This window comes from Mycolicibacterium sp. 624, assembly GCF_040548615.1.
Lineage (GTDB): Bacteria > Actinomycetota > Actinomycetes > Mycobacteriales > Mycobacteriaceae > Mycobacterium.
Map to the genome: position 1 here is coordinate 441,228 of NZ_JBEPRZ010000005.1, position 12,443 is coordinate 453,670.

Here is a 12,443-nt window from a genome sequence, read left to right on the forward strand (position 1 = left end):
AGCCGGGTCTCAGTCAGCCAGTGCGCGTCCCACGATGAGCGGATCGGCGCGGCCGACCACCTCGTGATCCTTGTTGTCGTAGTCGAACTTACCGAGGACGTAGCGCATCGCGTTGATCCTGGCGCGTTTCTTGTCATTGCTCTTCACCACGGTCCACGGTGCCGCCTCGGTATCGGTCCAGGCGAACATGTCCTCCTTGGCCGCCGTGTAGTCGTCCCACTTGTCCAGCGACGCGAGGTCGGTCGGTGAGAGCTTCCACTGCCGGACCGGGTCGACCTGGCGGATGGTGAAGCGGGTGCGCTGCTCGGCCGCGGTCACCGAGAACCACAGTTTGGTCAGGCTGATGCCGTCGTTGACCAGCATCTGCTCGAACAGCGGCGCCTGCCGGATGAACTCCGCGTGCTGCTTGGGCGAGCAGTACCCCATCACGCGTTCGACGCCCGCGCGGTTGTACCAGGACCGGTCGAACAGCACGACCTCCCCCGCCGCGGGCAGGTGCGGAACGTAGCGCTGGAAGTACCACTGCGTGCGTTCCCGCTCGGTCGGCTTCTCCAGCGCGACGACGCGCGCGCCGCGCGGATTCAAGTGCTCCATGAACCGCTTGATGGTGCCGCCCTTGCCTGCGGCGTCGCGACCCTCGAACACGATGACGTGCCGGTGCCCGTTGGCCTGGCTCCACTTCTGCAGCTTGAGCAGTTCGATCTGCAGCAGACGCTTCTGCTGCTCGTACTCGTCGCGGCTCATCCGCTCGTCGTATGGGTAACCCTCGCGCCACGTGTCGACGACCTCGCCTGTGCGCTGGACGAGCAGCACGGGATCGTCGTCATCGTCGTCGCGCACGATGTAGTCATCAAGAGCAGAACCGTCCAACATCACCGGCGCAACGTATCGACCCCCGCCTACACGGGGGTGACGCCGAGATGAACGAACGGTGCCGTGCGCTACCCGGCTGCTACTTGGCGACCCGCCTCGGTCGACGCAGTGCCAGCTTGGTCATCAGCGTGTTCATCCGCTTGAGCGCCTTGAGCGAGTTGTTGTAGTAGTTCCCGCCCGCACCGACGGTGGTCCGCGGCACGACGACAGCCTCCTGACGACAGAACTTCCGCACGCCGTCCGCGCCGCCGAACCGCGCGCCGATGCCTGATGTCTTCCACCCGCCCATCGGGGCCGTGGTGCACATCAGGTTCGAGATCACGTCGTTGACGTTCACTGCGCCGCAATCCAATTCAAGCGCGACATCCTTTGCCCGGGCGATGTCACGCGAGAACACCGACGCGCTCAACCCGTACGGGCTGTCATTGGCCAGGCGCACCGCCTCGGCGACGCTCGACACCTTCATGATCGGCAGGGTCGGGCCGAACGTCTCCTCCGTCATGCAGAGCATCGAGTGGTCGACGTCGACGAGAACCGTCGGCGGGTAGAAGCTCCCGACGCCCTCGTGACGCTGCCCACCGGTGAGCGCCCTGGCGCCCTTGGCGACGGCGTCGGCGACGTGCCGGTCGGTCACGGCCACCTGACTGTCATCGATCAGCGCGCCGAAGTCGTGGCCCTCGCCCGCGCCCATTTTCAGGTTCTTCACGTCGCGCACCACGGCGTCGACGAACTGGTCATACACCTGGTCGAGCACGTAGACCCGCTCCACCGACACACACGTCTGGCCGGCGTTGAACATCGCACCCCACACCGCGGCGTGCGCGGCCAGATCGACGTCGGCGTCCTCGAGCACGATCATTGGATCCTTGCCGCCGAGTTCGAGGCTGACGGGCGTGAGCCGGCGCGCGGCCCGTTCCATCACCTTCGCGCCGGTTGCGCTGGAGCCGGTGAACTGGATGTAGTCGGCGTTGTCGACGACGGCCTCGACGGCCTCGCGGGCGCCCTGAACGATCGCCATCACCTCGGGCGCACCCGAGTCGAGCCAGCCCTTCAGCAGCAGCTCGGCGGTCAGCGGTGTGCGCTCCGACGGCTTGAGCAGCACGGCGCAGCCCGCGGCCAGCGCGGCGATGCCATCCATCAGGAGGTTGGCGACGGGGTAGTTCCACGGCGCGATGATCCCGACCACCGGACGCGGCCGGTAGTGCACGGCGATCTTCTTGATCGACAGGAACGGCAGCGGTGCCGGCCGAGTCTCCGGTGCCAGCGCCTTCTCCATCGTCTTGATGTAGTACGACGCGATCATGATCAGCAGCGGGACCTCTTGAGCGGCGTCCGTCGCGGACTTGCCGGTCTCGGCGATCAGCAGTGACTCGATCTCGTCGCGGTGCTCACCGAGCCAGACGGCGTAGCGCGCCATCACCTTCGCTCGGCCCGCGGCGCCCCGTGCCTCCCATTCCCGTTGGGCGACGCGCAGACCTGCGGCGATGCGGCCGACATCGGCTGGGTCGGTCCAGCGCACGGTGCCCGCGACGGCACCCGTGGCGGGGTTGAGGATGGCGCCCTCCGGAAGGCCGGAACCTGGCGCGGAAACTTCGGGCGTTGCTGTCATGGCCCCATGTTAACCACAGCTGTGATCCACGTCGCACCTGGGTTGACACCTGTCAAGTCTGGCCGTCCAGACCGCCAGACACACCACGGCCGTTCCGAGCAGCACAGCACCGAGAGTGTCGGTGAAGTAGTGGTAGGTGAACGACTGGCCCAGCATGCCCAGCAGCACAGCGATGACGGCGCCAGCCACCACCCACGCGGTGACACCGGCCAGCACTACCAGCAGACAGATCACCACCACGGCCAGCGTGGTGTGACCACTGGGATAGGCCAGCGCGCCACCCTTGGTGCGGCCGAACACCGGCTTGACCAGGCGCACCGCCACCAGGGCGACCAGCGGTGCCACCACCATCACCACGACCATTCGCCCGCGCCGCCGATGGGCCGCCACGGCGATGCCGATCGCCAGCACGACGGCCTGCGTTAGGCCCGCGGTGAAGAACAGCAGCCAGCCCAGCGCCGGATGGGCGTCGCCGGTCCGGATGAACCAGTCATCGACCCGGGTGGACTCCGAGCCGACCGCAAGCCCCAGCAACACCATCAGCGGCAACGCGACGCACGGCCACCATCGGACCAGCCTCATTCAGGCGCGGGGCCCTTGACTGCGATGCCCTTGACGTAGGCCGCCTGACCGAGGTGCTGTGCGCAGTCGTCGATGATGCTGACGAGGCGGGCACTGGCCGTGACGGGCGGGGTCCAGCGCCTGTCGACTATGCGCTCGAGTTCCTCGGCCGTCACACCCGCGACGAACTCGAGCGTGATCCGGTGCACCGCGTGGTAGTAGCCGGCCAGCAGTTGAGCCGACGCGCGAACCTTGCCGACCTCCTCGGGAGTGTGCCCGTAACCATGCGCGTCCCGCGGGAGGTCGAGGGCGAATTTGTCGACCCAGCCGTCGCGTAGCCACACCTGCTCGGTCCCGGCGATATCGCACAGCTGCGCGTCCTGCACGCGGGCGCTGTGCCAGAGCAGCCACGCGATGCTGTTGGCCTCCGGTGTCGGACGGTACGACGACACGGCGTCGGTCAGCCCGTCGGTGATTTCGTCGGCGTGTTCGATGAGGCGGGTGAAGGAGTCGCGGAGCAGTTCGCGCGCCGCGTCGATATTTGCTTGCGCCATGTCCGCCAAAGTTACGCCTGTGGTGCAATATTCCGACTGGTGTGGGCGTCATCGCTGCTCTGCTCGGAAGGGAAACAGACTTTGGCTGTGCCGTCTTCAAAAGAAGAGCTAGTGCATGCCATCACCGGCGAGTACGACAAGTTGGTGCGGGACCTCGCACGGGTGCCGGCCGAGCAGGTGCGCGAGAAATCTCTGCCAGGACACAAGGCGAACACGCTAATGAGTCCTGCGGATCTTCTGGCCTATCTACTCGGATGGAGCGAACTCATACTGACGTGGCATGAGCAACGCGACGCAGGCATTGAACCCTCCTTCCCAGCGTCCGGATACAACTGGAATCAACTTGGGGATTTAGCGCAGCAGTTCTACCGCGACTACGCCAGCCTCAGCTGGACCGAACTGCTCGACCGTTTCAATGCAGCTGAGTCCCGTGTGCTCTCTCTGGTCTTGAAGATGAGCGATGAAGACCTGTACGGGAAGCCCTGGTACGGCAAGTACACCGCGGGGCGAATGATCCAGCTCAACACTTCGTCGCCGTATGCCAACGCTCGTCGTCGCATCCGCTCATGGCTGCGAGAGAACAACCTCTGATTCGTTCACGATGGTGCAACGGGATCCGGCCCCGATGAACGCCGCTGGCCGGGAAGGACCTAACCCTTCGGGCCGCCGCCGTGGAACACAGCCTCGACGTTGTTACCGTCGGGGTCCCGAACGAAGGCGCCGTAGTAGCTGTCGTGGTACTCCGGCCACAGCCTGGGCTCGTGCAGTGGTTCCACCCCCAGCGCCACCGCTGTGTGGAAGAAGGTCTGCACCGCCTCGGGGTCCTTGGCCACGAACGCGATATGCACCTCGCGATTGGGACCCGAGGCATCACCCGCCGACGCGTCGCCGATCCAGAAGTGCGGATGGCCGTCCGCGCCGTAACCGATGGCCACGCCGAAGTCCATCTGACGGGTGAAGCCCAGCACGCCGAGAACCTTGTCGTAGAAGTCCTTCGACTTCTCCCAGTCGCTGCAGTTGATGCCGAAGTGATCGATCATCGATCCATCGTGGCATGTGGCTACGACACCGTCGTACATTCAGGTGTATGGCCTATGACTTGCTCATCCGCAACGGCACCATCGTCGACGGCCTCGGTGGTGAGCCATTTGTCGGCGATGTCGCGATCACCGACGGGGTCATCGAGGCGGTGGGCGCTGTCGAGGGTTCGGCAGCGCGCGAGATCGACGCGACGGGGCTGCTCGTCACACCCGGCTTCATCGATCTGCACACGCACTACGACGGGCAGGCCATCTGGTCCGATCGCATGTCGCCGTCGTCGTCGCACGGCGTGACCACCGCGGTGATGGGCAACTGCGGTGTCGGTTTCGCCCCGTGCCGGGCCGACGACCACGAGACACTCGTCGACCTCATGGCGGGCGTGGAGGACATCCCCGGCGTCGTGATGGTCGACGGGCTGCCGTGGACATGGGAGACGTTCCCGGAGTTCCTCGATGCCCTGGACGATCGGCGCCGGGACATCGATGTGGCCGCGTTCCTGCCACACTCCCCGCTGCGGGTGTACGTGATGGGCCAGCGCGGCGTCGATCGCGAACCCGCCACCGACGAGGACCTGGCACTGATGCGCAAGCTCGCCGAGGAGGCGGTTCGAGTCGGAGCGCTGGGCTTCGCATCGTCGCGGCTGACTCTGCACAAGTCCGAGAGCGGCCATCCCATACCGAGTTTCGAAGCCGGTCACGCCGAGATCGAGGCCATCGCCCGCGGCGTCAAGGACGCAGGCGGCGGACTGATCCAGTTCGTTCCCGACCTCGTTGCCGGTGACTTCGCGCCCGCGTTGCAGACGGTGTTCGACGTCGCAGAGGACGTGGGTCTGCCGGTGACGTTCACCCTCGCGATAGGCAATGCCGGCGACCCGTTCTTCGAGGACGGGCTCACGATGGTCGAGAAGGCGAACGCAGCGGGTGGTGAGGTCACCGCGCAGGTCTTCCCGCGCCCGATCGGTCTGGTGATAGGCCTGGAGCTGAGCGGCAACCCGTTCGTGCTCTATCCGAGTTACCGCGAGATCGCCCACCTCCCGTTGGCCGAACGCGTCGCCGTGATGCGCAAGCCCGAGGTCCGGGCGCGCATCCTGGCCGACACCCCGGCCAGTGACGGCCACCCGCTGATGTTCGCGGTGCAGGCGTGGAACTGGATGTTCCCGCTGGGTGATCCGCCCAACTACGAGCCCGACCCGTCGCAGAGCATCGGCGCCCGGGCGCAGGCCCGCGGTGTCAGCCCGCTCGAGGAGGCCTACGACCGGCTGCTCGACGATGACGGCCACGCCATGCTGCTGATCACGCTGGCCAACTTCCGCGACGCCTCCCTGGACACCGTGGCTCGCCTACTCCGTCGCGAGGACGTGGTCCTTGGCCTCGGCGATGGCGGCGCCCACTACGGAATGATCTGCGACGCAAGCTTTCCCACCTACATGCTGGCGCACTGGGCACGCGACCGCGCAGCGGACCGGCTGTCGGTGGCCGAGGCGGTCCGCGAACTGACGTCGGTTCCCGCTCGCGTCGCGGGGCTCGCCGACCGCGGCCGAATCGCAGTGGGCCACAAGGCCGACCTCAACGTCATCGACCACGCGGCAGTGCATCTGCACAAGCCCGTCATCGCGCATGACCTGCCAGGCGGCGGGCGTCGACTCGACCAGAGCGCCGACGGGTACGTCGCGACGATCGTGTCGGGTGAGGTCATCGCCGAGCACGGTGTGCCAACCGATGCGCTGCCCGGCAAGCTGGTGCGCGGCCGTCAACCGGCACCGAGCGTCCGCACCTGAGAGAGGCCCGGTCTCCGCGAGAAGACCGGGCCCCCTTCGACGCCAACCTATGCGGCCGCGGGCGAGTCAGCGGCTCCTGAATCCGAGTCAGCGGGACCCTCGGGCTCGCCGGCCGTGACATCGCTGTCGACCGGCTTCGGCGTGGCCTTCGGTTCCTCGACCGTCTTACCCTTGGCCATCGCGCCCTTGATCTGGTTGACGAACTTATCGCCGGGGTAAACCTTGTTACCCGACTTCACCGTGTTCGTCACCGGCTTGTCGTCCTTGACCTCAGGGACGTCCGTGTCCGCGGCGGGTGTCTCATCCGCAGCGACGTCACCGGCCACCGGAGGCGTGTCCTGCGGCGCGTCCGGAAGCGTGTTCAGCTCAGAATCCGTTGCCTCGACCTTCTTCTCGACCGGATCGACACTCGACAACGCGACAGCGCCTGGGACCTCGAGCGACGCCTGCGGCAACGCGCTCGGCTCGTCCGACGTGACGGTGAACTGCGCCGAACTCTGGCCCAGCAGCGACTGGTTCGGCGAGATCGGGTCGGGGAGCCGCGACAGCAGGTGGTCGACGCTATCGGAGATGGCCGTGAAGACGCTGCTCGCCAGCTCGCCGATCGGCCCCGGCAGAGTGTTGAACGGCCGGGCGGCGGCGTCCAGCAGACCCCCGAGCAGCCCGTAACTCGGCGACAGCAGCCCGTACACCAGGTTGCTCACCAAGCCGGGAATCTCACTCGGATTCCGAATCGCCGACTCGAAGGTCGCCTCCAGGTCTGCTGGCAGATAACCCAGGTAGTACACGGTGTTGTACAGCATCCACACAGGTGCGGTGACGGCGTAGTTAACGGCAGCGAGCGTGCGGCCGATGTCGGTGCCCCAGAACGCATCCGTCGCATCCACTCCGGGAGCCGAGCTGGGCAGATGGGCGAGTGCGCCACCGATCGCATCGGAGATCTGCTCGACGGCGTTGATGATGGCTGGCCCGAACGGATTCGGCAGCAGTTCGGCCAGCGGCTCAATCGAGTACGCCCTGATGTCCCACGCGTATGTGTAGGGCATGTAGCTGGCGGACGGGTTGACGTACCGCTGAACCAACCAGGACAACACGTTCGGGCTCAGAGACGGGTTCTGCGCGGCGGCGGCGATGGCCGTGAGGGCATCGAACGGCAACGACAACGCACCATCCAACGCGATGGTCACGCCGGCCGCGACGCCATTGACGGCGTCGCCCAGCTTGTACAGCGCGTCGGTCACCACGGACGCGTTCGCCACATCCGTGGTGATAGCTGGCAGGCCGCGATACTCCGGCACCCCGACGATCGATGCCGCCGAGACCACACCGGCGGCCACCAACGCGGCGGCGAACTTCGTCTGCGGACGAATAGAAACAGCGTTCACAAATCCCCCTCAATGGTGCGACCCCCTGTCGCAAGGCGAGTATATGGGTCATATTTACGTCTTCGTCAATGGTTTGCTGATCCTTAATTCAGATTTCACAACTGCGGGCCGTACCCTCGCCACATGAGCATCAAGGTGGATCTCGACCGTCTGTCCGATGCGCTGAGCGACTTCGGACTCGGCTACCTGATCACAGTCGGCGACGATTTCCGCGCGCACACCGTCTCCATCGACACGGTCATCTCGGGCGGCGTGTTCAACATCGGCCACATCGGAAACACCACTCGCCGCAACGTGATTGAGCACGCCGACGTCACACTGCTGTGGCCACCCCGCGAGCAGGGCGGCTACTCGCTCATCGTCGACGGACGCGGCGAGGTGGAGGGCGACGGGCTGTGCGCGACGCCGACGCGAGCGGTGCTGCACCGGTCCGCCACGCCCCGCACCCCCTCCGCATCGGGCCGTGCGGAGGACTGCGTGCCACTCGCCGAGGGCTGAGCCGGCACGATCAGTTGCGATCATCACGGTTGCAACCCTGTGAACACCGGCACGCATGTGGCCTAGCTGTTCGATGTGACTGTCACCAATGCGCCCGTCATCACCGACGATCAGAGCGCCACCATCTCACCGCAGGCCCGCACGGCGCTGTGGGCGAGCCTGGTCGGCACCACGATCGAGTGGTACGACTTCTTCCTCTACGCAACCGCCGCCAGCCTGGTGTTCAACCACGCGTTCTTCCCTGACCAGTCGACGTTCGTCGGGACGCTGCTGTCGTTCGCGACGTTCGCGGTCGGCTTCCTGGTGCGGCCGATCGGCGGCTTCGTCTTCGGCCACGTCGGAGACCGGATCGGGCGCAAGAAGACGCTGGCCTTCACGATGCTGCTGATGGGCGGCGCGACGGCGCTGATGGGTGTGCTGCCCACCGCAGCGCAGATCGGCGTGCTGGCACCCATTCTGCTGTTGCTGCTGCGCATCGTGCAGGGCTTCGCACTGGGTGGCGAGTGGGCCGGCGCAGTCCTGTTGGCGGTCGAGCACAGCCCGCCGAAGCGCCGCGGCCTGTTCGGCAGCATCCCGCAGGTCGGTCTGGCGCTGGGCCTCGCGCTGGGCACCGGTGTCTTCGCCCTGCTTCAGATCACCCTTCCGGATGACGCCTTCCTGACGTACGGGTGGCGAATCGCGTTCCTGCTCAGCATCGTGCTGGTGATCTTCGGCGTCGTGGTACGTCTGCGGGCCAGCGAGACACCGTCTTTCGAGAGGGTGCGTGACAGCGACGACCGCGCCGCGGTTCCCCTGCGGGAGATCTTCAAACCGCCCGTGCTCCGCTCGACGGTGCTCGGCATGCTGTCGCGATGGGGCGAGGGAGCCGCCTTCAACACGTGGGGTGTCTTCGCGATCGCCTATGCGACGAGCACCCTCAAACTCGACAAGGTTCCGGTTCTGATCTCCGTCACGGCCGCTGCCCTGCTGATGGCGGCGCTCCTGCCGGTCTCGGGCTTGCTCACCGATCGGTTCGGCGCAAAGCGGGTGTACACCACAGGAATCGCGGCGTACGCCATCTCCGTGTTCCCGGTCTTCGCCCTGTTCGGCACCGGGAACATCTGGCTCTACGCGCTGGCGTTGCTCGTGGTGTTCGGCGTCATCCACGCGCTGTTCTACGGCGCGCAGGGCACGCTCTACGCATCGCTGTTCCCCGCCCGGATTCGCTACACCGGGCTCTCGACCGTCTACCAGCTGTCCGGTGTGTACGCCTCGGGCCTGACCCCGCTGATCCTCACGGCGTTGATCGGCGTGGCCGGTGGGTCGCCCTGGATCGCATGCACCTACCTGGTGACGACGGCGACCATCAGTGTGATCGCGACGCTGCTACTCAAGCCGACGCCGCTACGCGACCTCGAGTAGGTCCCCCGGCACACGAAAAGGCCCGGCTCGCAAGCGAGCCGGGCCTTCCGTGTGAAGCTAGGAACTTCCAGAAATCAGAAGTCCATGCCGCCCATGCCACCGGTCGGGTCGCCCGCAGGTGCGGCGGCCTTCTCCGGCTTGTCGGCGACGACGGCCTCAGTGGTGAGGAACAGCGCCGCGATGGACGCTGCGTTCTGCAGCGCCGAGCGGGTGACCTTGACCGGGTCGGCAACGCCGGCGGCCAGCAGGTCCTCGTACACGCCGGTCGCGGCGTTCAGGCCGTGACCCGAGGGAAGGTTCGAGACCTTCTCCGCGACGACACCCGGCTCCAGGCCACCGTTGAAGGCGATCTGCTTGAGCGGGGCCGACAGCGAGACCCGGACGATGTTGGCGCCAGTGGCCTCATCGCCTTCGAGCTTCAGATCGTCCAGCGCGGGAGCGGCCTGCAGCAGCGCCACGCCACCACCGGCGACGATGCCCTCTTCGACGGCAGCCTTCGCGTTGCGAACGGCGTCCTCGATGCGGTGCTTGCGCTCCTTGAGCTCCACCTCGGTGGCAGCTCCGGCCTTGATCACAGCAACGCCACCGGCCAGCTTGGCCAGGCGCTCCTGCAGCTTCTCGCGGTCGTAATCGGAGTCGCTGTTCTCGATCTCGGCGCGGATCTGGGCCACCCGGCCGGCGATGGCGTCGGAGTCGCCCGAGCCCTCGACGATGGTGGTCTCGTCCTTGGTGATGACGACCTTGCGGGCGGTGCCCAGCAGTGCGACGTCAGCGGTCTCCAGCGAGAGGCCAACCTCTTCGCTGATGACCTGGCCACCGGTCAGGATCGCGATGTCCTGCAGCATGGCCTTGCGGCGGTCACCGAAGCCCGGGGCCTTGACGGCGACGGACTTGAAGGTGCCACGGATCTTGTTGACGACGAGCGTGGAGAGCGCCTCGCCCTCGACGTCCTCGGCGATGATCAGCAGCGGCTTGCCGGACTGGATGACCTTCTCCAGCAGGGGCAGCAGATCCTTGACGGTCGACACCTTGGAGCTGACCAGCAGGATGTAGGGATCCTCCAGGACGGCTTCCTGACGCTCGGCGTCGGTGACGAAGTAGCCCGAGATGTAGCCCTTGTCGAAGCGCATGCCCTCGGTGAGCTCGAGCTGCAGGCCAAAGGTGTTGGACTCCTCGACGGTGATGACACCCTCGTTGCCAACCTTGTCCAGAGCCTCGGCGATCAGGTCGCCGATCGACTGGTCACCGGCGGAGATGCCCGCGGTCGCAGCGATCTGCTCCTTGGTCTCGACCTCCTTGGCCGAAGCAAGCAGCGTCTCGGTGATCTTCTCGACGGCCTTCTCGATGCCGCGCTTCAGGCCGAGCGGGTTGGCGCCGGCAGCGACGTTGCGCAGGCCTTCGCGAACCAGGGCCTGGGCGAGCACGGTGGCGGTGGTGGTTCCGTCGCCAGCGACATCGTCAGTCTTCTTGGCAACTTCCTTGACCAGCTCAGCGCCGATCTTCTCGTAGGGATCCTCCAGCTCGATCTCCTTGGCGATGGACACACCATCGTTGGTGATCGTGGGGGCGCCCCACTTCTTCTCCAGAACGACGTTGCGACCCTTGGGCCCCAACGTCACCTTTACCGCGTCGGCGAGGGCGTTCAGGCCCCGCTCGAGGCCGCGGCGTGCCTCTTCGTCGTACGCAATTGTCTTGGCCATTGCGAGTGATTCCTCCGAATTAGGGGATCGCACGTTTGTTGGTCGGGTTCAGTGCCCGCGACGGACGACCATGGCTGTGCGGCCCAGTCTCACCGTCCCGACCTAGCACTCGCCGATCGCGAGTGCCAACGTCATTTTTAGCACTCGGCCATGGCGAGTGCAAGGTTGGCGGAACTGTCCGCTTACAGCGGAAAGGTCAGAGAACATGTCCAGGTGCCCGCGACTCCGTCCGCTCCACCGCGAATCCGACACGCCGAGACCTTCGCTGCGGCCACGACGTCACTCGACAGGTTGATCGACTGGTCCCACGACGCGTGCAGCCGGGTGGGCTACTTCGCCGCGCTCTACAAGCGCATCAACCTCGCGATCGAGGCCGCCGCCGACGGCGGCAGCTTCTCCGACGCCGAGCGGATGCAGCGGCTCGACGTGGCCTTCGCCAACCGGTACTTCGACGCGATGAACGGCTACTTCCACCGAGACCACTACCCCAAGCCGACGCACTCGTGGCGGATCACGTTCGACCACGCCGAGCAGGACGAGCCGATTCTCACCCAACACCTGCTGGCCGGGATCAACGCCCACATCGCCCTAGACCTCGGCGTCGCGCTCGACACGCTCTGCGGTGGACGCAACCTGAACTCGGTGCGGGAGGATTTCCTCAAGGTCAACGCCGTGCTGGCCGGGCAGGCCGACGATGTCCTCGATCAGGTCGAGGATCTGTCCCCCACCCTCAAGCGGGTGCTGGACTTCATCCCCGGCGAGGAGTCCTCCCTCATCGGCATGAGTGTGAAGCTGTGGCGCGACAGCGCGTGGCGGTTCGCCAAGGCACTCGCCTTCTCACCGGCCGCCCTGGATCCCTATGCGATCGGGGTTCGGGACCGGGTGGTCGCGCGACAGGGATCGTTCACGTTCATCCGCGGCCCGTTCGCCCTGGCCTATGACCTCATCGCCGACGAGGAGTGCCGCGACGTGAAGCGCAACATCGCCAGGCTCAGCGAGATCGCGGCGACACCCGCGCCGCCGAAGCTCAACCTCGACTGAGGC

At 66.2% G+C, this 12,443-nt stretch carries 12 protein-coding genes; 5 read left to right on the plus strand and 7 right to left on the minus strand.

Going from position 1 to position 12,443, the window contains the following annotated elements; genetic code table 11:
* Nucleotides 1–9: 9 nt before the first annotated feature.
* The 4 genes from ppk2 to ABIA65_RS21795 form a co-directional block, all read right to left on the minus strand.
* A complete protein-coding gene (gene ppk2 / locus ABIA65_RS21780) occupies nt 10–873 on the minus strand; it encodes a polyphosphate kinase 2 (RefSeq protein ID WP_241405853.1) in 864 nt (287 codons plus the stop codon).
* Nucleotides 874–952: 79 nt separating this feature from the next.
* Nucleotides 953–2,482, minus strand: a complete 1,530-nt coding sequence (locus tag ABIA65_RS21785; protein ID WP_241401189.1) for an aldehyde dehydrogenase family protein — start codon at nt 2,480–2,482, stop codon at nt 953–955.
* A gap of 9 nt (nt 2,483–2,491) precedes the next feature.
* On the minus strand, nt 2,492–3,064 hold the full coding sequence (locus ABIA65_RS21790) for a PA-phosphatase (protein ID WP_241401190.1): 573 nt from the start codon (nt 3,062–3,064) through the stop codon (nt 2,492–2,494).
* Complete coding sequence (locus ABIA65_RS21795; RefSeq protein ID WP_354524866.1) at nt 3,061–3,597, minus strand: mycothiol transferase; 537 nt, start codon at nt 3,595–3,597, stop codon at nt 3,061–3,063. The genes ABIA65_RS21790 and ABIA65_RS21795 overlap by 4 nt, the downstream gene beginning before the upstream one ends.
* A 39-nt stretch (nt 3,598–3,636) precedes the next feature.
* Here ABIA65_RS21795 and ABIA65_RS21800 point away from each other — a divergent pair, with 39 nt between their 5' ends.
* Complete coding sequence (locus tag ABIA65_RS21800; protein ID WP_354524867.1) at nt 3,637–4,188, plus strand: ClbS/DfsB family four-helix bundle protein; 552 nt, start codon at nt 3,637–3,639, stop codon at nt 4,186–4,188.
* A 59-nt stretch (nt 4,189–4,247) separates the two neighbouring features.
* Here ABIA65_RS21800 and ABIA65_RS21805 read toward each other — a convergent pair whose 3' ends face one another.
* The gene (locus ABIA65_RS21805) at nt 4,248–4,637 is read right to left on the minus strand and encodes a VOC family protein (RefSeq protein ID WP_241401193.1); all 390 of its coding nucleotides are present in this window, start codon (nt 4,635–4,637) and stop codon (nt 4,248–4,250) included.
* 47 nt (nt 4,638–4,684) lie between these two features.
* On the opposite strand from ABIA65_RS21805, the gene ABIA65_RS21810 reads away from it, so the two are divergent.
* On the plus strand, nt 4,685–6,415 hold the full coding sequence (locus ABIA65_RS21810) for an N-acyl-D-amino-acid deacylase family protein (RefSeq protein WP_354524868.1): 1,731 nt from the start codon (nt 4,685–4,687) through the stop codon (nt 6,413–6,415).
* A 47-nt stretch (nt 6,416–6,462) separates the two neighbouring features.
* On the opposite strand, the gene ABIA65_RS21815 is transcribed toward ABIA65_RS21810, so the two are convergent.
* Nucleotides 6,463–7,800, minus strand: coding sequence for a hypothetical protein (locus tag ABIA65_RS21815; protein ID WP_354524869.1), 1,338 nt, complete (start codon nt 7,798–7,800; stop codon nt 6,463–6,465).
* Nucleotides 7,801–7,923: 123 nt separating this feature from the next.
* Here ABIA65_RS21815 and ABIA65_RS21820 point away from each other — a divergent pair, with 123 nt between their 5' ends.
* Complete coding sequence (locus ABIA65_RS21820; RefSeq protein ID WP_354524870.1) at nt 7,924–8,298, plus strand: pyridoxamine 5'-phosphate oxidase family protein; 375 nt, start codon at nt 7,924–7,926, stop codon at nt 8,296–8,298.
* Nucleotides 8,299–8,373: 75 nt separating this feature from the next.
* Nucleotides 8,374–9,699 carry an MFS transporter gene (locus ABIA65_RS21825; RefSeq protein ID WP_502919598.1) on the plus strand — a complete coding sequence of 442 codons (1,326 nt, stop codon included), beginning with the start codon at nt 8,374–8,376 and terminating at the stop codon, nt 9,697–9,699.
* A gap of 74 nt (nt 9,700–9,773) precedes the next feature.
* On the opposite strand, the gene groL is transcribed toward ABIA65_RS21825, so the two are convergent.
* Nucleotides 9,774–11,399, minus strand: coding sequence for a chaperonin GroEL (gene groL / locus ABIA65_RS21830; RefSeq protein ID WP_241401197.1), 1,626 nt, complete (start codon nt 11,397–11,399; stop codon nt 9,774–9,776).
* A 213-nt stretch (nt 11,400–11,612) separates the two neighbouring features.
* Between groL and ABIA65_RS21835 the strand changes: the two genes are divergently transcribed.
* Nucleotides 11,613–12,440 carry a DUF5995 family protein gene (locus ABIA65_RS21835; protein ID WP_241401198.1) on the plus strand — a complete coding sequence of 276 codons (828 nt, stop codon included), beginning with the start codon at nt 11,613–11,615 and terminating at the stop codon, nt 12,438–12,440.
* Nucleotides 12,441–12,443 lie beyond the last annotated feature (3 nt).